The organism is Burkholderia sp. DN3021 (genome assembly GCF_049805555.1).
Taxonomy (GTDB): Bacteria; Pseudomonadota; Gammaproteobacteria; order Burkholderiales; family Burkholderiaceae; genus Burkholderia; species Burkholderia pyrrocinia_C.
The window spans coordinates 1-24,450 of the sequence record NZ_JBNCAB010000100.1; the positions used below are offsets into that span (position 1 = coordinate 1).

Annotated in this window: 21 protein-coding genes; 10 read left to right on the forward strand and 11 right to left on the reverse strand. The window is 68.9% G+C overall.

Translation table 11 applies throughout. The features are described 5' to 3' along the window. Positions 1-275 precede the first annotated feature (275 nt). Positions 276-911: an isochorismatase family cysteine hydrolase gene (locus ACPUER_RS31640; RefSeq protein WP_425133020.1), complete on the forward strand. Its 636-nt coding sequence runs from the start codon at positions 276-278 to the stop codon at positions 909-911. Positions 912-1,147: 236 nt separating this feature from the next. Here ACPUER_RS31640 and ACPUER_RS31645 read toward each other — a convergent pair whose 3' ends face one another. From ACPUER_RS31645 to ACPUER_RS31660, 4 genes are all read right to left on the reverse strand, one after another. After that, positions 1,148-1,879: a ribonuclease T2 gene (locus ACPUER_RS31645; RefSeq protein WP_425133021.1), complete on the reverse strand. Its 732-nt coding sequence runs from the start codon at positions 1,877-1,879 to the stop codon at positions 1,148-1,150. 252 nt (positions 1,880-2,131) lie between these two features. Beyond that, positions 2,132-2,710: a hypothetical protein gene (locus ACPUER_RS31650; RefSeq protein ID WP_425133022.1), complete on the reverse strand. Its 579-nt coding sequence runs from the start codon at positions 2,708-2,710 to the stop codon at positions 2,132-2,134. 101 nt (positions 2,711-2,811) lie between these two features. Further along, on the reverse strand, positions 2,812-4,215 hold the full coding sequence (locus tag ACPUER_RS31655; RefSeq protein WP_175959651.1) for an HdeD family acid-resistance protein: 1,404 nt from the start codon (positions 4,213-4,215) through the stop codon (positions 2,812-2,814). A gap of 12 nt (positions 4,216-4,227) precedes the next feature. Next, entirely contained in the window at positions 4,228-4,482 is a 255-nt protein-coding gene (locus tag ACPUER_RS31660; protein ID WP_425133023.1) for a hypothetical protein, read from the reverse strand. A 99-nt stretch (positions 4,483-4,581) separates the two neighbouring features. Here ACPUER_RS31660 and ACPUER_RS31665 point away from each other — a divergent pair, with 99 nt between their 5' ends. From ACPUER_RS31665 to ACPUER_RS31690, 6 genes are all read left to right on the forward strand, one after another. Beyond that, a complete protein-coding gene (locus tag ACPUER_RS31665) occupies positions 4,582-5,220 on the forward strand; it encodes a hypothetical protein (RefSeq protein WP_175959653.1) in 639 nt (212 codons plus the stop codon). Between the two features lie 84 nt (positions 5,221-5,304). Next, entirely contained in the window at positions 5,305-5,862 is a 558-nt protein-coding gene (locus tag ACPUER_RS31670) for a helix-turn-helix domain-containing protein (protein ID WP_175959654.1), read from the forward strand. A gap of 79 nt (positions 5,863-5,941) precedes the next feature. Beyond that, positions 5,942-6,523 (forward strand): HD domain-containing protein, encoded by a 582-nt coding sequence (locus ACPUER_RS31675; RefSeq protein WP_425133024.1) that lies wholly within the window; start codon positions 5,942-5,944, stop codon positions 6,521-6,523. A gap of 444 nt (positions 6,524-6,967) precedes the next feature. Then, positions 6,968-8,161 (forward strand): efflux RND transporter periplasmic adaptor subunit, encoded by a 1,194-nt coding sequence (locus ACPUER_RS31680; protein WP_425133025.1) that lies wholly within the window; start codon positions 6,968-6,970, stop codon positions 8,159-8,161. Between the two features lie 2 nt (positions 8,162-8,163). Further along, a complete protein-coding gene (locus tag ACPUER_RS31685) occupies positions 8,164-10,194 on the forward strand; it encodes a MacB family efflux pump subunit (protein ID WP_425133026.1) in 2,031 nt (676 codons plus the stop codon). 12 nt (positions 10,195-10,206) lie between these two features. Beyond that, complete coding sequence (locus ACPUER_RS31690; RefSeq protein WP_425133027.1) at positions 10,207-11,580, forward strand: efflux transporter outer membrane subunit; 1,374 nt, start codon at positions 10,207-10,209, stop codon at positions 11,578-11,580. 30 nt (positions 11,581-11,610) lie between these two features. Here ACPUER_RS31690 and ACPUER_RS31695 read toward each other — a convergent pair whose 3' ends face one another. Further along, positions 11,611-13,149, reverse strand: a complete 1,539-nt coding sequence (locus ACPUER_RS31695; RefSeq protein WP_425133028.1) for an MFS transporter — start codon at positions 13,147-13,149, stop codon at positions 11,611-11,613. 178 nt (positions 13,150-13,327) lie between these two features. Between ACPUER_RS31695 and ACPUER_RS31700 the strand changes: the two genes are divergently transcribed. Continuing rightward, positions 13,328-14,257: a LysR family transcriptional regulator gene (locus tag ACPUER_RS31700; protein ID WP_175959660.1), complete on the forward strand. Its 930-nt coding sequence runs from the start codon at positions 13,328-13,330 to the stop codon at positions 14,255-14,257. Between the two features lie 31 nt (positions 14,258-14,288). Here ACPUER_RS31700 and ACPUER_RS31705 read toward each other — a convergent pair whose 3' ends face one another. From ACPUER_RS31705 to ACPUER_RS31730, 6 genes are all read right to left on the reverse strand, one after another. Next, the gene (locus ACPUER_RS31705; RefSeq protein WP_425133029.1) at positions 14,289-15,428 is read right to left on the reverse strand and encodes an enoyl-CoA hydratase/isomerase family protein; all 1,140 of its coding nucleotides are present in this window, start codon (positions 15,426-15,428) and stop codon (positions 14,289-14,291) included. Next, the gene (locus ACPUER_RS31710; protein WP_175959739.1) at positions 15,425-16,216 is read right to left on the reverse strand and encodes an enoyl-CoA hydratase; all 792 of its coding nucleotides are present in this window, start codon (positions 16,214-16,216) and stop codon (positions 15,425-15,427) included. Before ACPUER_RS31710 ends, ACPUER_RS31705 begins: the two co-directional genes overlap by 4 nt. After that, positions 16,216-17,115, reverse strand: coding sequence for a 3-hydroxyisobutyrate dehydrogenase (mmsB, locus tag ACPUER_RS31715; protein ID WP_096473716.1), 900 nt, complete (start codon positions 17,113-17,115; stop codon positions 16,216-16,218). Before mmsB ends, ACPUER_RS31710 begins: the two co-directional genes overlap by 1 nt. Before the next feature lie 18 nt (positions 17,116-17,133). After that, positions 17,134-18,663: a CoA-acylating methylmalonate-semialdehyde dehydrogenase gene (locus ACPUER_RS31720; protein WP_425133030.1), complete on the reverse strand. Its 1,530-nt coding sequence runs from the start codon at positions 18,661-18,663 to the stop codon at positions 17,134-17,136. A 114-nt stretch (positions 18,664-18,777) separates the two neighbouring features. Then, positions 18,778-20,484 (reverse strand): AMP-binding protein, encoded by a 1,707-nt coding sequence (locus ACPUER_RS31725; protein ID WP_425133031.1) that lies wholly within the window; start codon positions 20,482-20,484, stop codon positions 18,778-18,780. Between the two features lie 160 nt (positions 20,485-20,644). Further along, positions 20,645-21,778 (reverse strand): acyl-CoA dehydrogenase family protein, encoded by a 1,134-nt coding sequence (locus ACPUER_RS31730; RefSeq protein WP_310132568.1) that lies wholly within the window; start codon positions 21,776-21,778, stop codon positions 20,645-20,647. A 136-nt stretch (positions 21,779-21,914) separates the two neighbouring features. On the opposite strand from ACPUER_RS31730, the gene ACPUER_RS31735 reads away from it, so the two are divergent. Then, on the forward strand, positions 21,915-22,949 hold the full coding sequence (locus tag ACPUER_RS31735) for an AraC family transcriptional regulator (protein ID WP_162631713.1): 1,035 nt from the start codon (positions 21,915-21,917) through the stop codon (positions 22,947-22,949). A 112-nt stretch (positions 22,950-23,061) separates the two neighbouring features. Then, positions 23,062-24,450 (forward strand): NfeD family protein (locus ACPUER_RS31740; RefSeq protein WP_425133032.1); only part of this gene is annotated, 1,389 nt, incomplete at its 3' end.

A 24,450-nucleotide genomic window follows, 5' to 3' on the forward strand; every position in this document is an offset into this window, starting at 1 on the left:
CTTCATCAATCTGATTCCCATTACATCTGATGGGAATCAGATTGCCGGTGCCGCGCCCTCATGAACAGACGGTACGTGTCGAGCGCTTACCCCCGATCCCCGATCCCCGACACCCAATGCAGCGTAGCGTTCACCCGCCCGCTCGGTACCAAAGAAACCACATACGGGTTTATATTCCGGAATCCAATCACGCTGGCGCTGGAGTGGTTGACGACGTATACGGAACGATCGATTTTCTGAAACCCCGCAGCGGTTACTGGAGGAGAACATCACGCATGAATCCGGACAACGTATCGAATGTCGCAATGGCGGCCCACGCGAACCCCGGCGGCAGCGCTTCCGCACCGGTTCCCGCCATCAATCCGTCGCAAACCGCGCTGCTCGTCATGCATTACCAGACCGACATCCTGGGACTCTTTCCGTCGGTCGCACCCGAATTGCTCGCCAATACGCGCAAGCTGTGCGACGCGGCGCGAGCCAGCGGCGTCGGCGTCTGGTTCGCGAACCTCCGGTTCAGCCCCGGCTATCCGGAAGTCAGCCCGCGCAACAAGAACGGCCAAGGCATCAAGCAGCTCGGCCTGTTCGTCGACGACGGCACGTGCCCGGAGCTGGGCCGGCAGCCCGACGAACCGCAGATCGTCGCGCACCGCGCGAGCGTATTCTTCGGCACCGATCTGCAGGCGCGGCTGGTCGCGCAAGGCGTCGATTCGCTGATCATGGTCGGCATCGCGTCGACCGGCGTGATGCTGTCGTCGATCGCCTACGCGAGCGACGCGGACTTCCGCCTGTATACGGTCAAGGACTGCTGTTACGACCCGGACCCGATCGTCCACGAGCATCTGTTCTCCACCGCGTTCGAATCGCGCACGACGGTGCTGTCGCTCGCGGACGCATTGCGGCTGCTCGGATAACGGACCCGGTTGTTCGTCGCGTGGAGCGCGCTGCTGGCGGTACTGACCACCGGCCAGCAGCGCGTCGCGGATGCCGCATGGGGCGGCGCCGTAGCATGCGCAGCCCGACACGGTCGACGACCACGAGCACCCGTTCGACGCGCAGGAACCGGCCCGGCTGCGGTGATCGCGCATCCCGCCGAAGCCATGACGGGCGACGACGTGCGCGATGCCGCGCACGCCGGCCGCCCTCCCCCTTACTTCGCGATAAACACACCCGACGTCGGGCACGTGCCCTGCGTATTGCCGTCCGTCACGAGCGACGCGGCGCTCGGGAACTGCGTGGTCGCATTCGTCTTCACCGCGATCCACGCTTCGGTGAAATAGCTGACGCCATTGGTCTTCGTGCACTTCAGCGATACCGCGCTGCGCGTATTGCTGCCGAACGCGCCTTCGAATGCGGACAGCAACTGGTTACGCGTGACCGTCTTGCCCGCGTTCGCCTGCAGGTACGCATTGAACGACGTGTTGCCGAGCCGGCCGATCATGCCTGCCGCCTCGTTCCAGTACGCATCGGGCGACGCTGAATTCGAGCAGGTGCCGTGCTTGAACCACTCGTGCTTGTCGAGGCACGATGCAACGCCCGGCATGTACGTCGACAACGTATTGCGGGTCGCGCTGCTGATCGGGTAGGCATCCATGCTGCACCACTGGTGCGCGTTGTCGAGGTCGACGTCGTTCTGCGGCACGCCGCAGTAGAACGGCTGGTTGCCGTCGTACCGGTTCGGCCACAGGCCATGCAGCGACAGGCTCGTCGCCGCATACGAGCCGGCGAGGTTCGTGCATTCGGGTGTGTCGTGCGACGCGCAGAAACCGGGCTCCCACGACGCGGCGAGCAACAGGTAGTCGTAGCTGGTCTGCGCGGTGGCGGGCAGCGAGGCGGAAGCGACGGCGAGTGCGACAGCGGCGCGGGCGAGCGTCTTGAGCATGGCGTTTCCTCGGAAAAGGCTTGCGGTCGCGGGATGCGCCGCAAGATTGTCGAATGTCTGCCTGCGATTGTTGCTACCGCAACGTGGCACGAATGTGAAGGTGGCCGAATTATGTGCGGTGGCGCGGGCACGCACCGTCACGTCGCGCGTAACCGTCGCGGAAAGCAGGCACGGGCGCGGCAGCTCGTGCCGCGCCGTGCCCGATACCGCACACGGCCGACGCGTGCCGCCACTCCGGCGGCACGCCGTCGCTCACGATCCGGCACCCAGTTGCTTGCATGCGCGCGCAACCGATTCGGAACCTTCGAGCACGAGGATCTGCCACACGCCGACGCTGACTCGCCGGCGCGCCGCCGTCGACGAATCGGCCAGCAGCGCCTCGACGCGCGGCGCGGCATCCGGCGCCTGCTGCTTCAGCGCCGCGTGATGCCGCGCAAGCGACGCCGGCCCGGATTCGTACACGTCGCACAGGCGCACCATGCCGGCGAGGCCGGCCACGTCGTCGTCCTTGTCGATCGCGGCCGGCTCGACCGGTGCGAGCCCGTTGCGCTCCTCCGCCGGCAGCTTGCTGCGCGCGCCTTCGTCGATCGATGTGGCGGACGCCGGCGGCAGCCCGCCGATCGCCGCAACGATCCGGCTGCCCGCGGCGATCATGTCGCCCTGGCACTCGATCTTCTCGGCGGCCGCGACGTTCGAGCAGAACGACACCGAAATCCGGTACACGTCGTTGCTCATGCGCGGCACGTCGTCCGTGCTCGCCTGCGCGAGGCCGGCGCTTGCCAGCGCCAGCGCAGCGGGAATCAGGATGCGGAAAGCGCTCGTCTTGTTCATTGTCGTTTGTGGTTTGTCTGCGGGTTCTGACGGCGGGCAACTTCGCCGGGCCGCACGGTGGCGGCTCCTGCGGCGCCGGGCCCTCGTCCGGCGCCACGCGATTACTTCACCGACGCAGCCTCCGATCCGCCGGACGACAGCGCCGCGCTGTCCTGCTCGCGCCACGCGCGGCGCGACGTCATGATCGCCTTCACCGCCGAGCGCGCGACCTTCCACCACGCGAACGGCCGCGGGTCGGCGAGCATGCTGAGCGCGCGCGCATAGTCGAGCGTGAGCCCGGGCGTCCACGCCATCGTCACCGCGCGCTTGCGGATCTGCGCGGCGACCCACAGCTCGGGCGTGAGCAGCAGCCGGACGAACGCGCCCCACCCGGCCCGCGTGCCCTTCAGCCGCCACACCGCGCCGTCGAGCGCGGCTTCGAGCGCGTTCGACACGGTGCTCGAGCAGTTGCGGTGCGTGAGGTTGTACGTCACGTTCTGCCGGTATGCCGACCAGAATGCATCCAGCTTCGCCGGATCGTAGTTGCGGATCCGCACGCGCACGGTCGACGGGCACCACGCCTTCGACTCGGTCGCGTAGTCGGGCTGGAACAGGCCCGGCACATCGTTCTCGCGCGTCGCGCGCAGGATGCGCGTGAATTCGTCCGGAGAACGATCGATTTCGACGCCCGGATACAGGCTGATATAGATGCCCTCCGGCGACTCCAGCGCCGCGTGCCCGGTCGAGATCACACCGTTGACGTCCACCGCAGCGATATAGCGGTCGATCACCGGATAGCGCTGCGCTTCGGCCTTCGACGTGCCGGTCGGCGTCCACACGTGCACGGTGAGCGCGCGCTCGCCGTCGGCCGGCGGGCCGTCCCATTCGGATTGCGCGAAATGCGGCCGGTCGCGCGCATCGTCGAGGTCGGGCACGAGCGCCGGCGCGGGCGACGTCGCGAACGCGGGATTGCGCGTCAGCCGCCGCACGCGTGCGGCGAGGCTCAGCATGTGCATCCCGCCGAATATCAGCAGCAGGCCGAGGCAGTACGGCACGGTGCCCACATAATGCGTCGGGTACGGCTGGAAGAAGAAGATCGCCAGCAGGATTTCGACGACACCCCACGCGAACGCAACGTTCCAGCGGCGGTAGCGCACCATCCATGCGGACGTGCATTGCAGCAGCCCGTCGACGAGGAACAGCGTGCCGAAGATCATCGACAGCAGGAAATGGCCGTGGTGATGGCCGGCAAACACGAGCCCCGCGGCCGCCACGACCACGATGCCCTTCACGTAGCGCAGGATGCGCTGCCCGCCGACGCCGCTGCCGGCCACCGCGAGCGTTGCGAGCCCTTCGATCAGGAACAGCCACGCAAACAGCTCGATCGGGAAATGCAGCGCGCCGTCGAGCGCATCGACGAAGATGACGACGCCCGCGACGACCCACAGCCAGCCAAGCACGGTCAGCCCGCGCCAGCGGGTTCGCAGATATTCGATGCCCAGCAGCAGCAAGATCAGTCGTACCATCGCGCCCTCGTGTCATTTTTTCGGGAAACGCGCGGCCCACGCGTTTCCTGTCATTCCGACCGTACGCCGCGCCACGCGCCGGTCGGAAAGCGGCAATCGTTGCCGGCGCGTCATGCCGTCGACATGACCGATGGCGGCCGGCACGCACCGCTCTGGGCGAATAATAAGATATGGAGGAGTCGGGTGAAAGCCTGACGCAAACGTTTTCGGCAGGCCCGGGCGTCCCGGCGCGCCGCCGGGTGCGGTGCGATCGACAATCGCTGCCATGGCAGGTTTCCCGTTCGACAACGCGCGGCGGATGCGCCAGAATCCTGCTTCCGAGGGCGAAAGCCACTGAACTGAACCGCACCAGACGGGACAACAAGAATGAGCATATCGATCACGCGCCGGCGCCTGCTGGCCGCCGGCTTGGCCGCGAGCAGCCTCGCGCTGTCGGGCTGTTTCACGCCGAAGCTGTACAAGGACGACACGTACAGCGAAAACGTATCCGGATTCCTGATTACGGAGGACGGCAAGAAGCTGGTCGTCCTCGGCACGCGCTATCACTACATCTTCGATCTGCCGGCCCAATTGCGGCCGGTACTGCAGTCCGGCTACCGGAAATCGCTGCGCACCACGTTCGCCGGCTTTCATGCGAGCGGCGGCAGCGTCACCGGCCACTACCGGATCGTGTTGCCGAAGGACGCGTCGGACGACGATCGACAGGCAGCCGCCGCGGACGGGTTCACCCCCGCGTCGGCCGGTCTCGCGCTCGAAGGCGACATCGACGGCAAGCGCTATTCGACGGATGGCTTCGCCGCGAAGGACCAGGCGGCCGCGCAGCCGTTCAACCGCCCGTACTCGGTTTTCATCAGAGAGTCGCCTTCCGTCGTCGGCATGGGTCTGCGAATCCTCGCCACGCCGATCACGGTTGCCGCCGACGGTGTGCTGGTGCTGGGCGGCATCGTGCTCGTGCCGTTTGCGGCCATCGCGCTCCAGTCAAGCAGCGGCCTCCGGTTCATGTAACGGCGCGCGCGGCACCCCTGCCGCACCGATGGCAGCGGCCTGCGACACGCGAGCGCTCACGACGACCGCAACCGGAGCATTGCCATGACGACCTCACCGCTTCACACGCCACCGCTCGGCCCGCAGCTCAGGCGCTGGCGCGCGCTGCACCGCGTGAAGCAAAGCCACGCCGCAGAATTGTTCGGCGTCGCGCAATCGACGATCTCGCGCTGGGAGGCCGGCATCCAGCAGATGTCGCCCGACGAGCGCGCGACGGCCGAGCGGCTGCTCGCCGCGCGCCTCGATTCCGCAGGCGACCATGCGCTTGCGCGGCTCATCGCGGGCAGCGCGGGCCGCATGCATCTGGTGTGCGACCTCACGCACCGCCTGCTCGCCAGTTCGCCGGCGCGTGCGGCCGAGTTCTCGCAGCCGCTGCCGATGCTGCTCGGCACGTCGCTGTGGCGCTACGCGACGCCGGAAATCGTCCGCATGGAAGCCGCGCTCGACACGCTCGGCTGGCACGATCGCGCGGGGCCGCCGAGCGTCGAATTCGACACCGGCGCGAATGCGTCGCGCGTCGTGCCGATCCGCGGCAGCACATGCCGGTGGACGCGGATGACGCTGTCGGACGGCTCGGCCGCGCGGCTGGTCGAAACGCTCTAGCACGCCGCGCATATTTCATGCGTGGACGAACCGCGCGCGGCCGCCTTACGCTTGAGGGCTCACCGCAAGGACTCCGACCATGAACCCCGACACGATCCACGCACGCCTCGATTTCCTGCGCGAAGCCGAACGCCTGAAGGATGTGCTGCGCAGCGGCCACACGTCGGCCGGGCGCGCGGAAAGCACGGCCGAGCATAGCTGGCGGCTGTGCCTGATGGCGCTCGTGTTCGCCGACGCGCTGCCCGGCATCGATACGCTGAAGCTGCTGAAGCTGTGCGTCGTCCACGATCTCGGCGAGGCGCTGCACGGCGACATCCCCGCGATCGAGCAGGCCGCGCACCCGGACAAAAGCGCGCACGAACGCGACGACCTGCTGACCCTGACGGCGTCGCTCGATCGCACGCTGCGCGACAAGATCGTCGCGCTGTGGGATGAATACGAAGCAGCCAAGTCGCCGGAAGCGCGCGCCGCGAAGGCGCTCGACAAGCTCGAGACGATCCTGCAGCACAACCAGGGCAGCAATCCGCCCGATTTCGACTACGCGTTCAATCTCGGCTACGGCCGGCGGTATACCGACGCCGCGCCGCTGTTCAGTGCGATCCGCGATATCGTCGACGCGGATACGCGACGCAGGATCAACGCAGGCGGGCAGCGCGTGTAATCTCGCGGAATCGCACGCTCGGCACACTCGTGAACCTGCTGATCGGCAGCGGCTTCACGCTCGCGCATCTCGACGAATGGGGGCCGACGCCGAAAAGGTCGACGCGATGCCCGCGCTCGACGAGGAACGCGACCGGCCGATGATGGCAATCGTCGCCGCACAGCGGTAACAACGCGCCACGGCCTTCCCCGCCCCTTTCACAGATCGCAACAATGTCACCGCCCGGCCCCCACTCTGGCGCGGCGCTAGCACAATTCAGCACAATTTCCATACGATTTGGCGCGAAATCCTCGCTTACCATGAGCGCCTGATTCGAATCGGCACGCCCGCGCGATGCGTACGCGGATGCCGTCGCGGGCAACACGCCCGGCATGCGGCGCCGACCGGATCGTCCCGCCCGGTCGCACGCATCGCCGGCGCCCGCTTCATCCTCGCCGCATTCTCATGACTCAGAAGCCCCATCGCCGCCGGCGCATCGTGCTGGCCATCATCGCAGTCGTTGCGATCGTCACAGGCGTCTCGCTCACGGTATTCGCGCCCGACAAGCATCCGCAGTACCTGTCCGCGCCGGTCACGCGCGGCGATCTCGAGAGCGCGGTGCTCGCGACCGGCGCGCTGCAGGCGTTCAAGCAGGTCGACGTCGGCGCGCAGGTATCGGGGCAGTTGAAGACGCTGAAGGTGAAGCTCGGCGACAAGGTCGCGAAGGGCCAGTGGCTCGCCGAAATCGATCCGGTGATCTCCGAAAACGCGCTGCGCCAGGCGCGCGCCAGCGAGGAAAGCCTGCGCGCGCAGCATCAATCGACCGCCGCGCAGCTGACGCAGGCAGAGCTCGCATTCCGGCGCCAGCAGGCAATGCTGCCCGACGATGCGACGTCGCGCGAGTCGTTCGAGGCCGCGCGCGCGACGCTCGACATGCAGCGCGCGACGCTCGCGTCGCTCGCCGCGCAGATCCGCTCGGCCCGCATCCAGATCGAGACCGCGCACGCCAACGTCGGCTACACGCGCATCGTCGCGCCGATCGACGGCGAGGTCGTCGCGATCGTCACGCAGGAAGGCCAGACCGTGATCGCGCAGCAGCAGGCGCCGGTGATCCTGAAGCTTGCGGATCTCGACACGATGACCGTGAAGGCGCAGGTGTCGGAAGCCGACGTGATCCGCGTGAGCGCCGGCCAGACCGCGTATTTCACGATCCTCGGCGAACCGGACAAGCGTCACTACGGCAGGCTGCGCGCGATCGAGCCGGCGCCGCAGAACTTCGCCGACGCGCAGAGCGCGCTCGGCGGCGGCGCGGGCGGCGGCACGAAACCGAACTCCGCCGTGTTCTACAACGCGCTGTTCGAAGTACCGAATCCCGAGCACCGGCTGCGCATCGCGATGACCGCGCAGGTCGGCATCGTGCTCGGCAACGCGCGCAATGCGCTCAGCATTCCGGCCGCCGCGCTCGGCGAAAAGCGCAAGGACGGCAGCTATGCGGTCCGCGTGCTGCGCGCCGACGGCAGCACGGTCACGCGCAACATCCGCATCGGCATCAACAACAACGTACGCGTCGAAGTGCTGGCCGGCCTGAAGGACGGCGAGCGCGTCGTGATCGGCGAAGCCGCCGCGGACGAGCACGCGCCGCTGGCGGACGTGGTGTGACGATGCGCCAGCCCCTGCTGAAACTCTCGAGCGTCACGCGGCGCTTTCCGGCCGGCGACAAGGACGTCGTCGTCCTGAACAACGTCAACCTGTCGATCGACGCGGGCGAGATCGTCGCGATCGTCGGCGCGTCGGGCTCCGGCAAGTCGACGCTGATGAACATCCTCGGCTGCCTCGACCATCCGAGCGAAGGCATCTACACGGTCGGCGGACGCGACACGCACATGCTCGACAGCGACGAGCTCGCGCAGCTGCGCCGCGAACACTTCGGCTTCGTGTTCCAGCGCTATCACCTGCTGCCGCACGTCGACGCGGCCGCGAACCTCGAAATGCCGGCGATCTATGCGGGCACCACGCGCGCGGAGCGGCACGAACGCGCACGCGAGCTGCTCGCGCGGCTCGGGCTCGCGGATCGCGCGCACCACCGGCCCGGGCAACTGTCCGGCGGCCAGCAGCAGCGCGTGAGCATTGCGCGCGCGCTGATGAACGGCGGCCAGGTAATCCTCGCCGACGAGCCGACCGGCGCGCTCGACACGAAAAGCGGCCAGGACGTGATCCGCATCCTGCACGAGCTGAACGCGCTCGGCCATACGATCGTCATCGTCACGCACGACAAGGACGTCGCGCGCCACGCGCGGCGCATCATCGAGATCAGCGACGGCGAGATCGTCGCCGACCGGCGGAATCGCCACTATGCGGAAGCGCTCGCGGAAGCCTTCGTCGACGCGGCCGAAGCGGCAGCCGGCACGCCGGCCACGCGCGATCGGCACGACGACCCGCCGCCCGCCGACGCCCACACCGAAACCGGCACGCGTGCGCGCCGCTTCGCGGCCGGCACCGGCCGCTTCGCCGAAGCGTGCCGGATGGCGTGGATCGCGCTCGTGTCGCACCGGCTGCGCACGCTGCTGACGATGCTCGGCATCATCATCGGCATCACATCGGTCGTGTCGATCGTCGCGATCGGCGAAGGCGCGAAGCGCTACATGCTCGACGAGATCGGCAGCATCGGCACGAACACGATCAACGTCTATCCGGGCACCGACTGGGGCGACAGCCGCGCGGACGCGATCCAGACGCTCGTACCCGCCGATGTCGCCGCGCTCGCCGAGCAGCCGTACGTCGACAGCGCAACGCCCGAGACGTCGCGCACGCTGCTGCTGCGCTACCGCAACATCGACGTCAACGCGCTCGTGAGCGGCGTCGGCGATCGCTTCTTCCAGGCGCGCGGGATGCGTTTCGCGCTGGGCGTCGCATTCGACGAGGACGCGGTGCGCCGCCAGGCTCAGGTGGCCGTGATCGACCACAACACGCGCCGCAAGCTGTTCGGCGCGACGCGCAATCCGGTCGGCGAAGCGATCCTGGTCGACAACGTGCCGTGCGTCGTGATCGGCGTCACGGCCGACAAGAAGAGCGCGTTCGGCAGCGTGAAGAGCCTGAACGTGTGGGTGCCGTACACGACCGCGAGCGGGCGCCTGTTCGGCCAGCGCCATCTCGACAGCATCACCGTGCGCGTGCGCGACGGGCAGCCGAGCGCCGCCGCCGAGAAAAGCCTCGAAAAGCTGATGATCCAGCGCCACGGCCGCAAGGACTTCTTCACGTACAACATGGACAGCGTGGTCAAGACCGTCGAGAAGACCGGCCAGTCGCTGACGCTGCTGCTGTCGCTGATCGCGGTGATCTCGCTCGTCGTCGGCGGGATCGGCGTGATGAACATCATGCTCGTGTCGGTCACCGAGCGCACGCGCGAAATCGGCATCCGGATGGCGGTCGGCGCACGCCAGTCCGACATCCTGCAGCAGTTCCTCGTCGAGGCCGTGCTCGTCTGCCTGCTCGGCGGCACGATCGGCATCGTGCTGTCGTTCGGGCTCGGCGCGGTGTTCTCGATGTTCGTCACGCAATGGAAGATGGTGTTCTCCGCCGGCGCAATCGTGACGGCGTTCGTCTGCTCGACGCTCACCGGCGTGATATTCGGTTTCATGCCCGCGCGCAACGCGTCGCGGCTCGATCCGATCGATGCGCTCGCGCGCGACTGACGGAGCCCCGCCATGACGCATTCTTCACCGCTTCGCCGCTTGGGCGCCTTCGCCTGCGCGGCCGCGCTGCTGGCCGGCTGCAAATCCGCGCGCCACGAACCGCTGCCGGCCGTCGCGATGCCCGCGAACTGGGCCGCGCCGGTCGCGGCCGATGCGCCTGCCACCACGCGCGACTGGTGGCGCAGCTTCGGCGATCCGCAACTCGACCGGCTGATCGACGACGCGCTGCGTGCCAACAACGACCTCGCGATCGCGGCGATTCGCGTGTACCGCGCGCAACTGCAGGCCGGGCTCGTCGACACGAACCTGACGCCCGCCGTATCGCTCGGCGCGAACGGCGCCGTGTCGCGCACGCTCGATACGCACCGGATGAGCCGGTCGAGCGGCATCAACGGTTCGCTGAGCTATGAAATCGACCTGTGGGGCCGGCTGGCCGCGCTGCGCGATGCCGCGCACTGGGAAGCCGACGCAACGGCCGCCGATCTCGAAGCCGCGCGGCTGTCGCTGATCGGCACGACGGCGTCGCTGTACTGGCAGATCGGTTATCTGAACCGGCAGATCGCGCTCGGCGACGCGAACATCGCGTATGGGGTGCGCACGCTCGCGGTCGTCCGGTCGCGGCACACGGCCGGCGCCGCGTCAGGGCTCGATCTCGCGCAGGCCGAGCAGAGCCTGTCCGCGCAACGCGCTGCGCAAACGCAACTGATCCAGCAGCGCACCGAGAACCGCCACGCGCTCGCGCTCCTGTTCGACCGGCCGCCGCAGCAACGCGCGGCCGAACCGTCGGCGCTGCCCGTCGCGCCGCCGCCGGAAGTAGCCGCCGGCCTGCCGGCCAGCCTGCTCGGCCGACGCCCCGACCTGCGCGCGGCGGAATTCCGGCTGCGCGAATCGCTCGCGCAGGTCGACGCGACGCGCACGAGCTTCTACCCGACCTTCACGCTGACCGGCAGCGCCGGCACGTCGAGCACGAGCCTCGAGCGCGTGCTGACGAATCCGGTCGGCACGCTCGGGCTCGGCCTTGCACTGCCGTTCATCCAGTGGAACACGATGCAACTGCAGATCAAGGTGTCGAAGTCGCAGTACGAGGAAGCGGTGGTCGGGTTCCGCCAGCGGCTCTACACGGCGCTCGCAGAAGTCGAGAATGCGCTGTCGGCGCGCGTGCAGCTCGAACGCGAGGCCGAACAGCGCGCGCTGTCGCTGGCCCAGGCGCAGCGCGCCGAGCAGCTTGCCGCCGCGCGGTTCGCGGCCGGCGCGACCGCCGTGCAGCCGTGGCTCGACCAGCAGCAGCGGCTGCGCGACGCGCAAAGCGCCGACGAACTGACGCGGCTGAACCGGCTCAACAACCAGATGACGCTGTACCGCGCGCTCGGCGGCGGGACGTCCTGACCGGCGTGCCGACACAATGGGCCGGCCGTGTCATTCGCACACGGCCGCCCTGCGCCGCGCCGGCGCGAACGCCACCGCGCTCGCGGTCGCGAGCACGGCCACGCCGGCCGCGCCGTACACCATCACCCAGCCGAACCCGTGCACGAGCGCCGCGTGCAGCGCCGCGCCGCTCGGGTCGGCCTGCGCGAGCGCCGGTGCGATCTGCTGCAGCCCGTCGGTGCGGCCCGACGCGATCTCCTGCGCGAGCCGGCGCAGCGCTGCATCGCCGATCGCACCCGCGACACCGCCCTTCAGGCTCGCGACAATCCCCGCAACCAGCACGAAGCCCATCGTCGCGATGTTCAGCGCGAGCGAGATCATCCGCGCGCTCATGTCGATGCCCGACGCCATCCCGGCCCGCGCGCTCGGCACCGCGCCCGTCGTCGTGTTGGTGACCGGCGTGTTCGTGAGCCCGAGCCCGATGCCGGCGATCACGCAGCCGGGCAGCATCGTGAGCCAGCTCGCGTGGTCGGCCGCGCTGCCGACCCGCATCAGCGCGAAGCCGGCCGCGATCGTGAACAGGCCGCCCGGGATCACGACGCCCGGCCCATAGCGCAGCGCGAGCCGTTCGCCGAACGGCGGCGCGACCAGCGTCGGCAGCGTGTACGCGAGCAGCGCGAGGCCGGCCGTCACGCTGTCGTAGCCGAGCGCGACCTGGAACCAGATCGGCAGGTAGATCATGAACGGCCAGAAGCTGAAGTTCATCCCCATCGAGCCGAAGATCGCGCCGGTGAACGCGCGAATCCGGAACACGGAGAAATCGAACATCGGCCGCGCGCTGGCGCGTTCCGCAACGAAGAAACCCACGAGCGCCAGCACGGTCGCGCCGAGCACGCCGAGGCCGGCCGCGCTCGTCAGCCCGAGCTCCGCGCTTTGCGTGATGTAGAACGCGAGGCCGAGCACCGCGAGCGACAGCGTGACGATGCCCGCGACGTCGAGCGTGCCCGCATGCGGATCGCGCGACTCCTGCACCGCGCCGCCGATCAGCGCGAGCGCGACGGCCGCGAGCGGCGCATGGACGAGGAACACCCACGGCCAGCTCGCCAGCGCGACGATCGCGCCGCCGACGATCGGCCCGAAGCCGAGCCCGATGCCGAACACGATCCCCCAGATCCCGAACGCACGGCCGCGCTCGCGGCCCTCGCGGAACTGATGCGACAGCACGGCGATCTGGCAGATCAGCATCGCGCCGCCGCTGGCGCCCTGCAGCAGCCGGCCCGCGACCAGCACCGGCACGTTCGGCGCGAGCCCGCACAGCAGCGACGTCGCGCCGAACAGCACGGTGCCGATCACGTACACGCGCTTGCGGCCGAACCGGTCCGCGAGCGTGCCGGCCGCCATCAGCACCGTCGTACATGCGATCGTGTACGCGTTCATGATCCACTGCATGCCGTTGAAATCGCCATGCAGCACGTGTTCGAGCGTCGGCAGGATCACCGGCACGCTCGAGATTTCGAGGCCGAACATCAGCGACGTGAGACAGACGGCCGCGAGCGCGACCGCATTCCTGCGGGAGTCGGATAGCGTCATGCGTATTGCGCGGCGGCCCGGCAATGGGCCGCGCGCCTCCAGGTGAGAAGGGTTCGCCGCGCGCGGCCGGCTACGCGCGCTGAACGGGAATCGGTACTATAGTGAGAATTTCGATCCCCATTGACGCACCCACTTCTCCGAACTGGGGAATCACAGGACTCAATCAGCACACCCTGCCATGACCGACAGACTCGACGGCGTAACAACCTTCGTCCAGGTGGTGGAATCGGGCAGCTTCGCGCTCGCCGCGGAGCGGCTCGACATGACACGTTCGGCCGTCGGCAAGGCGGTCGCGCGGCTCGAGAAGCGGCTCGGCGCGCGGCTGTTGCAGCGCACGACGCGCAGCCAGAGCCTGACCGACGACGGCCAGGCGTACTACGACCGCTGCGTGCGCGCGCTCGCGGAACTGGAAGCGGCGGAAGCCGATCTCGACTGCGGCCGCAACGAAGCGCGCGGCAAGCTGCGGCTGAGCGTGCCGCTCGCGTTCGGGCACCACTGCGTGACGCCGATCGTGCTCGACCTCGCGCGCACCTATCCGCATCTGCGAATCGACGTGTCGATCACCGACCGCTTCGTCGATCTCGTCGAGGAAGGCATCGATCTCGCGGTGCGGATCGGCACGCTCGCGGACAGCACGAGCCTCGCGGTGCGCCGGCTCGGCACGCAATACGGCAGCCTCGGCGCGGCGCCGTCGTATCTCGCCCGCTACGGGATGCCGAAGTCGCTCGACGATCTGAAGCATCACCGGACGATCGCGTATTCACGCTCGGGCGTGCCGCAGCCGTGGGACCTGCGCGCACCGGACGGCTCGACGGTGCGCGTCGACATGCAGCACCAGTTGAGTTTCGACGACGTGCAGGCGATCGCGGCGGCCGGTGCGTCGGGGTTCGGTGTCGCATGGCTGCCGAGCTGGCTGCTGGATTACTACGTGAAGCGCGGCGAAATGGTGGTCGTGCTCGACCGCTGCTTCGTGTGCGAAGGCGACATTCACGCGATCTGGCCGAAGACGCGTTACCTGCCGCGCAAGACGCGCTGCGTGATCGACGCGCTCGCACAGGCGATTCCGCCGATGATCGAGCGCCGGGATGAGTTCACTGCGATGAAATGAAACCGACGCGCCGCACGGCGCGTCGGGTGCGTCATGCGGCGCCGAGATCGGCGAGCGGATGCGCGAACAGCTTCCACGGCGACGTCAGGAAATGCCGCACGCGTTCGGCGCGCAGCTCGACGAGCGATGCGGGCGCCCAGCGCGGCTTGCGATCCTTGTCGACGAGATGCGCGCGCACGCCTTCGCAGAAATCGCCTTCCTCGATCGCGCGCGCGACGATGCCGAGCTCCATCCGGAACGATTCGGCAAGCGTCATCTGCCGGCCGCGCAGCAGCGCTTCGCGCGTCACGTGCAGCATCGTCGGCGAGTGGCCGGCGAGCGCATCGAGGGTCGCCTGCAGCCATTGACGGTGCTCGCGCGTCAGCTCGTCGCGTGCGAGCTCCTGCGTCAGCGTCGCGACGATCCGCTCGACGGTCGAACGCTTGTCGAAGTGACGGACGATCCACGGCATCTGGCTGTCGAGCGCCGCATGCGGCACGACGTTGCACGGCGGTTCGAACACCTTGCGCAGCGCCGGCAGCACGTCGCCGTCCCACTTGACGCTTTCGATGCGCGTCTCGAACGTGTCGAGCCACGCGGACGGCACGCACAGATCGGCCAGCTTCGCGGTCAGCGCGTCGGCACCCGACAGCATCGCACCGGTCAGCCCCACGTACAGCTCGAGCTCGACCGGCATGCGCGACAGGAAATGCGTCGCGCCGACGTCGGGCACGAGGCCGATGCGCGTCTCCGGCATCGCGATCTTGCTGCGCTCGGTCGCGACGCGCAGCGCAGCGCCTTGTGCGAGGCCCATGCCGCCGCCCATCGTCACGCCGTCCATCAGCGCGACCACCGGCTTCGGGAACGTGTGGATCGCATGGTCGAGCCGGTATTCGTCGACGAAGAACGGCAGCCAGGTTTCGCGCTGCGCGACCATCCGGTACAGCGCGCGCACGTCGCCGCCCGCGCAGAAGCCCTTTTCGCCCGCGCCGCGCAGCACGACCGCGACGATCTGGTCGTCGCGACGGCAGCGCTCGAAAAGCGCGGCCAGCTCGCCGATCATCGCGTACGACAGCGCGTTGAGCGCGGCCGGACGGTTCAGCGTGATCAGCGCCACGCGGTTCACCACGCGGAACAGCACCTCGGGCGCGGCCTGCGCGAACGCGTCGTGATTCGTGACCGGCGTGCTCATCGTTGCGGCTCTCCGTCGGTGTTCCATTGCGGCGCACGCTTGCCGAGAAACGCGGCCACGCCTTCGCGCGGATCGTTCGTGTCGAACAGGTCGACGAAGCGTTCGCGCTCGACCGCGAGCGCCGCGCCGCGCGGCACGCCGCGGCGCGCGAGGCCGATCAGCTCCTTGCTGTATGCGACCGCGTGCGGGCTTTGCCGCACGACGTTGCGCGCCAGCGCCAGCGCCGCGTCGCGTGCGGCCCCGCTCTCGACCACGTCTTCGACGAGGCCGATCCTGAGCGCCGTCGCCGCGTCGACGCGCGCGCCGGTCAGGATGATCTTCTTCGCCCAGCCTTCGCCGACGAGCCAGGGCAGCGTCTGCGTGCCGAGCCCGCACGGCAGCAGGCCGACCGACGGCTCGGGCAGCGCCATCTGCGCATGCGTCTCGGCGATCCGCAGGTCGCACGCGAGCGCGCATTCCAAGCCGCCGCCCATCGCATAACCGTTGATCGCCGCGATCGTCACGACGCGCGCATCGTGCAGCGCCTCGAACGCCGCGCCGAAGCGCGACGCCATCGCGCGCGCGACCGCGCGGTCGCCGTCGGCGAACGTGTTGAGGTCGGCGCCCGCGCTGAAGAACTTCGGGCCGTCGCCCGTGATCACCAGCGCGCGCACGCGCGGGTTCGCATTCAGTTCGGCGACGGTTTCCTGCAGTTGCTGCAGCCCGTCGGCGGTAAAGGCGTTCGCGGGCGGACGCTTGAGCGTCGCGCACGCGATCGCGCCGTCGTCGACGTAGTCCAGTTCGATCATCATGCGTCCTTCTTCGTTGCCGGTTGGTACAGGCGGATCACCGCCGAGAAATCGAGCTGTCCGTCGCCGCGGCTGCTCATCGTCTGGTAAAGCTGCTGCGCGAGCGCGCCGAGATAGACGGGCTGGCGCGCCTGCTTCGCCGCGTCGTTCGCGAGGCCGAGATCCTTCAGCATCAGGTCGGTGCCGAAGCCGCCCGAGTAGCCGCGCGACGACGGCGCGGTGTCGATCACGCCCGGATACGGGTTGTACGTGTCCGAGCTCCAGCAGCGGCCCGTCGACGTGTTGACGATGCCGGCCAGCACCTTCGGGTCGATGCCGAGCGCCACGCCGAGCGACATCGCCTCCGACACGGCCGCCATCGAGATGCCTAGCACGAGGTTGTTGCAGACCTTCGCAACCTGCCCCATGCCCGTCGCGCCGCAATGGACGATGTTCTTGCCCATGCCGGCGAGCACGGGCTTCACGCGCTCGAAATCCGCGTCGCTGCCGCCGACCATGAAGGTCAGCGTGCCGGCCGCCGCGCCGCCGGTGCCGCCCGATACCGGCGCATCGACGAACGCGCCGCCGTGCTCGCGCACCAGCGCGCCGAACGCCTGCGCGCTCGCCGGGTCGATGGTGCTCGAATCGATCACGGTCGCGCCCGCGTCGAGGCCGGCCAGCACGCCGTTCTCGCCGGACAGCACCGAGCGCACGTGCGGCGCGGCCGGCAGCATCGTGATCACGAACGTCGCGCCCGACGCCGCGTCGCGCGGCGATGCGGCAACCTGCGCGCCGGCGTCCTGCAGCGCGCGCAATGCATCGGCGCTCAGGTCGAACGCATGCACTTCATGGCCGGCTTTCAACAGGTTCAGCGCCATCGGCGCACCCATGTGGCCGAGGCCGATAAATCCGATTTTCATGTTCGTGTCCTCCGCCGCTCAATGCAGCCGAATCGTCGTATTCACCGGGCCGGCCGTCGTGTCGTCGTCGAACCAGCGCGCGGTGACCGTCTTCGTCTGCGTGTAGAACTGCACGACCTGCTTGCCGTACGGGCCGAGATCGCCGAGCTTCGAGCCGCGCGATCCGGTGAAGCTGAAGAACGGCACGGGCACCGGAATCGGGATGTTGATGCCGACCTGCCCGATGTCGATCTCGCTCTGGAACTTGCGCGCGGCCGCGCCGCTCTGCGTGAACAGGCCCACACCGTTGCCGAACGGGTTCGCGTTGACGAGCGCGATCGCGTCGTCGAGCGAGTCGGCTTCGAGCACGACGAGCACCGGGCCGAAGATTTCGTGCGTGTAGATCGACATGTCGGTCTTCACGCCCGAGAAGATCGTCGGGCCGATGAAGTTGCCGCTTTCGTAGCCGGCCACCTTCACGTCGCGGCCGTCGAGTTCGAGCTTCGCGCCCTCCTTCACGCCCGCTTCGATCAGCGACAGGATGCGTTCCTTGGCGGTCTTCGACACGACCGGGCCGACGTCGGTGCCGGCTTCCGCGCCCGCATTCACCTTCAACAGCTTCGCCTTTGCGACGAGATCGGGCAGCCAGTCGCGCGCTTCGCCAACCAGCACCGCGACCGACGTCGCCATGCAGCGCTGGCCGGCCGCGCCGAAGCCGGCGCCGACGAGCGCATTGATCGTCTGCTCGCGGTTCGCGTCGGGCAACACCACCGCGTGGTTCTTCGCGCCCATCATCGACTGCACGCGCTTGCCGTGCGCGCTGCCGAGCTGGTACACGTGCGTGCCGACGGCGGTCGAGCCGACGAACGAGATCGCCTTCACGAGCGGATGCGTACAGATCGCATCGACGACTTCCTTGCCGCCGTGCACGACGTTCAGTACCCCTTTCGGTATGCCGGCCTCGATCGCGAGCTGGACGAGCTCCATCGTCGACATCGGGTCCTGCTCGGACGGTTTCAGCACGAACGTGTTGCCGCACACGATCGCCATCGGGAACATCCACAGCGGAATCATCGCGGGGAAGTTGAACGGCGTGATGCCCGCGCACACGCCGAGCGGCTGGCGCAGCGTGTACGTGTCGACGCCGCCCGCGACGTTCTCCGCGAATTCGCCGAGCTGCAGCGAGCCGATCGAGCACGCGTGCTCGACCACTTCGAGGCCGCGGAAGATGTCGCCTTCGGCATCGGGAAGCGTCTTGCCCTGCTCGGCCGTCAGCGTCTTCGCGATGCGCTGCTGGTTCGTGCGCACGAGATCCTGGAACTTCAGCATGATGCGCATGCGCGCGGCGATCGGCGTGTTCTTCCACGTCGCATACGCGGCGTGCGCGGCCTGCACGGCCGCGTCGACTTCCGCGACGGTCGCGAACGGCACGCGCGCGAGCACCTGCTGCGTCGCCGGGTTGACGATGTCGCGCCACTCTTTCGTGGCGGACTCGACGAAGGCGCCATCGATCAGCAGCTTGACCGTCGGCACGTCTTGCCCCGTTTGGGGCGTCGGATTCGCGTTCATCGATCGTTTCTCCTTGCAGGGGGCCGCGAAGCGCAATACCGCCGCGCGGCCGGTTCAATTCGGCTGCGGGCGGCCGCCGCGGAATGCGGCGCGCGCGGCCCGCGGTCGGTCATTTCATTTCAATTCGGCGGCGAAATCTTCTTCCCAGTATTCGCCGGGCATTCGCGCGGCCGCGTCGTCGCCGCGCTCGATCTCGCGGCGGCGCAGCTCGACGCGGCGGATCTTCCCCGAAATCGTCTTCGGCAGCTCCGCGAACTGCAGGCGGCGGATGCGCTTGTACGGCGCGAGCTTCTCGCGCGAGAAGCGGAAGATCTCCAGCGCGAGCGCGGGGCTTTCCTCGTAGCCCTGCCGCAGCGTGATGAAAGTCTTCGGCACCGACAGCCGCACGGGGTCGGGGCTCGGCACGACGGCCGCCTCGGCGATCGCCGGATGCTCGATCAGCACGCTCTCGAGTTCGAACGGGCTCAACCGGTAGTCGGACGACTTGAACACGTCGTCCGCGCGGCCGATATACACGTAATAACCGTCGTCGCCGCGCATCGCGATGTCCGACGTGCGGTAGTGGCCGTCGCGCATCGCATAGGCCGTCGCGTCGGGGTTGTTCGCATAGCCGTTCATCAGCCCGACCGGGCGCGCGACGTCCGGGCCGATCGGCAGCGCGACCTCGCCTTCGGTCGCGGGCGCGCCGTCCGGATCGAGCAGCGTGATGCGGTAGCCGGGCAGCGGCCGGCCCATCGAGCCCGCGACGACCGGCTGGCCCGGCGAGTTGCCGATCAGGCAGGTCGTCTCGGTCTGGCCGTAGCCGTCGCGGATCGTGATGCCCCACGCGTTCTTCACGCGCTCGATGATCTCGGGATTCAGCGGCTCGCCCGCGCCGACGATCTCGCGCAGCTTCACGTCGAACGACGCGAGCGGCTGCTGCACGAGCATGCGCCATACGGTCGGCGGCGCGCACAGCGTCGTCACCTGGTATTTGACGAGCGCATCGAGCACGACCTTCGGCTCGAAGCGCGCGTAGTTGAACGCGAACACGCACGCCTGCGCGTTCCACGGCGCGAAGAAGCAGCTCCACGCGTGCTTCGCCCAGCCCGGCGAGCTGATGTTCCAGTGGATGTCGCCCGGCTGCAGGCCGACCCAGTACATCGTCGACAGATGGCCGACCGGATAGGTGCGGTGCGTATGCTCGACGAGCTTCGGCTTCGACGTCGTGCCCGACGTGAAGTACAGCAGCATCGGATCGTTTGCGTGCGTGACGGCGTCCGGCTCGAACGCGGCGCTCGCCGCGTAGCCGTCGTTCATCGCGAGCCAGCCCGCGTGCGGCGCTCCGGCGACGATCTTCCGCGCGAGGCCGAGGTCGGGCTGTTCGAATTTGGCGGTTTCGTTCTCGTCGACGATCGCGTATTTCGCGCCGCCGATCTGCACGCGGTCGCGCACGTCGTCGGCCGACAGTTGCGTGGTCGCGGGCAGCACGATCGCGCCGAGCTTCATCGCGGCGAGCATCGCGTCCCACAGTTCGACACGGTTCGGCAGCATCAGCAGGATGCGATCGCCGCGCACGACGCCGATCGAGCGCAGCCAGTTCGCGATCCGCGACGAACGCTCGGACATCTGCGCGAACGAATACGGATCGCCCGTGCCGGTCGCCGCGTCGACGATCCACAGCGCGGGCCGGTCGTTGCCGCGCGCCATCGGGTCGAAGTAGTCGAGCGCCCAGTTGAACGCATCGAGCACCGGCCACTCGAAATCGCGGTACGCGGTTTCGTAGTCGGTGCGATGGCGCAGCAGAAAGTCGCGTGCGTCCAGGAATGCCTGTACCGTCATCGTTTCCTCCAGTCTCCATGCCTCGCGGTCAACCGGGGCATGCGCTGCAGCCCATGCCCGATTCCCTGTGGCGCGGCGCACGGTCACGTCGTTGCGTGCCGCGTTTACCGCGCTGCCCTCGTGCCCTGCGTGATGCTTCTGTCAGCGCGGCCGCCGCGACTCAAAGCTGCCGTGCGATCACCATCCGTTGCACTTCGCTGGTGCCTTCGTAAATCTGGGTAATACGCGCGTCGCGATAATGACGCTCGACTTCGTAATCGACCAGGTAGCCGTAGCCGCCGTGGATCTGGATCGCGTCCGAGCACACGCGCTCGGCCATCTCGGACGCGAACAGCTTCGCCTGCGACGCTTCCGACAGGCACGGCAGCCCGGCCGTGCGCAGCTTCGCCGCGTGGTGCACGAGCAGGCGCGCCGCGTTGATCTGCGTGGCCATGTCGGCGAGCTTCTGCTGGATCGCCTGATGCTCGGCGATCGGCTTGCCGAACTGCACGCGCTCGCCCGCATAACGGCGCGCCTTGTCGAACGCGGCGCGCGCGATGCCGAGCGCCTGCGCGGCGATGCCGATGCGCCCGCCCTCGAGATTCGACAGTGCGATCTTCAGCCCTTCGCCGCGATTGCCGAGCAGGTTCTCTTCCGGAATCGCGCAGTTCTCGAACGTGATCGCGCACGTATCCGATGCGCGAATGCCCATCTTCTTCTCGGGCTTGCCGACGATGAAGCCCGGCGTGTCGGTCGGCACCAGGAACGCGGAAATGCCGCGCTTGCCGGCTTCCGGGTCGGTCATGGCAAAAACGATCGCGACACCGGCGCGCTGGCCGTTGGTCACGAACTGCTTCGCGCCGTTCAGCACCCATTTGCCGTCGCGCAGCTCCGCGCGCGTGCGCAGGTTGTGCGCCTCGGAGCCGGCCTGCGGCTCGGTCAGGCAGAACGCGCCGATCACGCGGCCGGACGCCATGTCGGCCAGCCAGCGCTCTTTCTGCGCCGGCGTGCCGAAGCCGAGGATCGGGCCGCAGCCGACCGAGTTGTGCACGCTCATCAGCGTCGCGCACGCGGCGTCGCCGGCGGCGATTTCCTCCATCGCCAGCGCATACGCGACGTAGTCCGTATACGAGCCGCCCAGCTCCTGCGGCACGATCATCCCGAGCAGGCCGAGTTCGCCGAGCTGCGCGACGACGGCGTCGGGCAGCCGCGCATCGTGGTCCCACTGCGCGGCGTTCGGCGCCAGCATCTCGGTGGCGAAAGCGCGCGCGGCGTCGCGGATCATCCGCTGGTCTTCGGTGTAAAGCTCGTCCATGGCGCTGCTGTCTCCCGCGGCCGCCGGGTGCGACCGTCCTTGCGTTTCGATGCAACAAGTGTAGGCAAGCGCGCGCGACTGTTCGATGCTCGCGTCGCTCATTTACACTGAGCGTTTTTGCCACACCGGCGGCACGATGAAGCAGGAAGACAAGGGAACCGTCGCGATCAGCCTCGTCGCTTACAGCGTCGCGCTCGCCACCCGGCGCGGCATCGCGGCCGAGCCGCTGCTCGCGCAGGCCGGCATCGCGCCCGCGCTGCTCGGGCAGCCGCGCGCACGTGTATCCGCGCAGCAATACGGCGCGCTGTGGAACGCGATCGCGCGCGCGCTCGACGACGAGTTTTTCGGGCAGGATCGCCACCCGATGCGCAGCGGCAGCTTCATCGCGATGAGCCAGGCCGCGCTGTCCGCGCGCGACGGGCTGCACGCGATGGCGCGCGCGGTGAATTTCATGCACTGCGTGCTCGACGACCTGCACGCGGAGCTCGACGCGAACCCGCAGCGCGTGCGGCTGCGCTTCGTGCACCGCAACAACGGTGCGACACCCGCGATGTTCACGTACGCAACCTATTTCATCATCGTCTACGGGCTCACCTGCTGGCTGATCGGGCGGCGCATCCCGCTGCTGCATGCGAGCTTCCGCTGCGACACGCCGCCCGCCGATCACGAATACCCGTCGATGTTCTGCGACGACATGCGCTTCAACGAGCCCGATTCGTATGTCGATTTCGATCCCGAATTCGCGACGCTGCCGGTCGTGCAGAACGCGAAGACGCTGAAGACGTTCCTGCGCAACGCGCCGGCCAGTTTCATCGTCAAGTACCGCAACCCGAACGCGCTCGCGCAGCGGGTGCGCGCGGTGCTGCGCGGGATGCCGCCCGCCGCGTGGCCGGGCGCGGGCGGGATGGCCGCGCGGCTGCACGTGGCCGAGGCCACGCTGCGCCGCAAGCTGCACCAGGAAGGCCATGCGTACCAGTCGATCAAGGACGCGCTGCGGCGCGATCTCGCGTTCGAGGCGCTGGCCGACCCTGCTCGCACGATCGCCGACGTCGCGGCCGCGACCGGCTTCGCGGAACCGAGCGCGTTCTACCGTGCGTTTCGCAAATGGAGCGGGCGCAGTCCGGCCGACTATCGCGACGAAGTGCTGGCGCGAGGCGGCGGCGCGGGCTGAATCCGGCCCCGGCTTCGCGCTTTGCGCCGAAACCGCCTAATCTTTAAGCATCGGGCCAACGCCCTTTCCGCGAGCCGGACGGCGTGCGACTGTGCGCCGCCCGGACGCCCCGATGCGCCTCCACCGTCACGGGCCGTCGCCGGCGCCTGCCGCGCCAGACGGCCGCCCCCGTCACCCGCTGTCCGCGCGGGTCGCGCGCGCCGCGCTGTTCGCGGCGCTGCTCGTCGTATGTGCGGCCGTCGCCGCAGCGCCGCCCGCCGCCGCACCCGCAGCCGCGCGCCCGGTCGTCGTGATCCCCATCAACGGCGCGATCGGGCCGGCCAGCGCCGACTTCATCGTTCGCTCGCTCGATCGCGCCGCACGCGAGCACGCGCCGCTCGCGATCCTGCAGCTCGACACGCCCGGCGGCCTCGACACGTCGATGCGGCAGATCATCAAGGCCATCCTCGGCTCGCCGGTGCCGGTCGCCGCATTCGTCGCGCCGGGCGGCGCGCGGGCCGCGAGCGCGGGCACCTACATCGTCTATGCGAGCCACTTCGCGGCAATGGCGCCCGGCACCAATCTCGGCGCGGCGTCGCCCGTGCAGTTCGGCATCGGCGGCGGCGCGCCGGCGCCGGGCACCAACCCCGCTGCGCCGCGAGCACCGCCGGCCGGGACGCCGGGTGCATCGGGAGCCTCGGGTACGGCGCCGGCCGCGCTGCCGACCGACACGCAATCGACCGAAATCCGCAAGGCGATGCAGGACTCCGCCGCCTACATCCGCGGCCTCGCGCAGTTGCGCGGGCGCAATGCCGAATGGGCCGAGCGCGCGGTGCGCGAGGCCGTCAGCCTGTCGGCGACCGAGGCGCGCGCGCAGCACGTCGTCGACCTGATCGCGCAGGATCCGGCCGACCTCGCGCGCCAGCTCGACGGCCACAGCGCGACGACCACCGCCGGCACACTGCGGCTCGCGACCGCGCATGCGCCGCTCGTCGTGGTCCTGCCCGACTGGCGCAGCCGCTTCCTGTCGATCATCACCGATCCGAATGTCGCGCTGATCCTGCTGACGATCGGCATCTACGGCCTCTTCTTCGAGTTCGCGAACCCCGGCTTCGTGCTGCCGGGCGTCGCCGGCACGATCTGCCTGCTGATCGGGCTGTTCGCGATGCAGTTGCTGCCGATCAGCTATGCGGGCCTCGGCCTCGTGCTGCTCGGTCTGGGTTGCCTGGTCGCGGAGGCGTTCCTGCCGACCTTCGGCGTGCTCGGTTTCGGCGGAATCGTGTCGTTCACGATCGGCGCGCTGATGCTGATCGATACCGAAGTGCCCGGCTACGGGATTCCGTGGCCCGTGATCGCGAGCCTCGCGCTCGGCGGCGGGCTGCTCGTCGCCGGCGTGTCGAGCGTCGCGCTGAGCGCACGGCGGCGCCCGGTCGTGACAGGCGCCGAAGCGATGGTCGGCAGCATCGGCGAAGTGCTCGACGACGGCCTGCGCGCCGACCAGCCGCACGGCGCGGCCGGCCCC

Coding starts and splice junctions, on each gene's coding strand:
- ACPUER_RS31705 (WP_425133029.1), bottom strand. CDS start 15,428: ATGAGCACGCCGGTCACGAATCACGACGCGTTCGCGCAGGCCGCGCCC.
- ACPUER_RS31710 (WP_175959739.1), bottom strand. CDS start 16,216: ATGATCGAACTGGACTACGTCGACGACGGCGCGATCGCGTGCGCGACG.
- ACPUER_RS31680 (WP_425133025.1), top strand. CDS start 6,968: ATGACTCAGAAGCCCCATCGCCGCCGGCGCATCGTGCTGGCCATCATC.
- ACPUER_RS31645 (WP_425133021.1), bottom strand. CDS start 1,879: ATGCTCAAGACGCTCGCCCGCGCCGCTGTCGCACTCGCCGTCGCTTCC.
- ACPUER_RS31725 (WP_425133031.1), bottom strand. CDS start 20,484: ATGACGGTACAGGCATTCCTGGACGCACGCGACTTTCTGCTGCGCCAT.
- ACPUER_RS31660 (WP_425133023.1), bottom strand. CDS start 4,482: ATGGCAGCGATTGTCGATCGCACCGCACCCGGCGGCGCGCCGGGACGC.
- ACPUER_RS31675 (WP_425133024.1), top strand. CDS start 5,942: ATGAACCCCGACACGATCCACGCACGCCTCGATTTCCTGCGCGAAGCC.
- ACPUER_RS31665 (WP_175959653.1), top strand. CDS start 4,582: ATGAGCATATCGATCACGCGCCGGCGCCTGCTGGCCGCCGGCTTGGCC.
- ACPUER_RS31685 (WP_425133026.1), top strand. CDS start 8,164: ATGCGCCAGCCCCTGCTGAAACTCTCGAGCGTCACGCGGCGCTTTCCG.
- ACPUER_RS31700 (WP_175959660.1), top strand. CDS start 13,328: ATGACCGACAGACTCGACGGCGTAACAACCTTCGTCCAGGTGGTGGAA.
- ACPUER_RS31640 (WP_425133020.1), top strand. CDS start 276: ATGAATCCGGACAACGTATCGAATGTCGCAATGGCGGCCCACGCGAAC.
- ACPUER_RS31670 (WP_175959654.1), top strand. CDS start 5,305: ATGACGACCTCACCGCTTCACACGCCACCGCTCGGCCCGCAGCTCAGG.
- ACPUER_RS31690 (WP_425133027.1), top strand. CDS start 10,207: ATGACGCATTCTTCACCGCTTCGCCGCTTGGGCGCCTTCGCCTGCGCG.
- ACPUER_RS31735 (WP_162631713.1), top strand. CDS start 21,915: ATGAAGCAGGAAGACAAGGGAACCGTCGCGATCAGCCTCGTCGCTTAC.
- ACPUER_RS31650 (WP_425133022.1), bottom strand. CDS start 2,710: ATGAACAAGACGAGCGCTTTCCGCATCCTGATTCCCGCTGCGCTGGCG.
- ACPUER_RS31695 (WP_425133028.1), bottom strand. CDS start 13,149: ATGACGCTATCCGACTCCCGCAGGAATGCGGTCGCGCTCGCGGCCGTC.
- ACPUER_RS31655 (WP_175959651.1), bottom strand. CDS start 4,215: ATGGTACGACTGATCTTGCTGCTGCTGGGCATCGAATATCTGCGAACC.
- ACPUER_RS31730 (WP_310132568.1), bottom strand. CDS start 21,778: ATGGACGAGCTTTACACCGAAGACCAGCGGATGATCCGCGACGCCGCG.
- ACPUER_RS31720 (WP_425133030.1), bottom strand. CDS start 18,663: ATGAACGCGAATCCGACGCCCCAAACGGGGCAAGACGTGCCGACGGTC.
- mmsB (WP_096473716.1), bottom strand. CDS start 17,115: ATGAAAATCGGATTTATCGGCCTCGGCCACATGGGTGCGCCGATGGCG.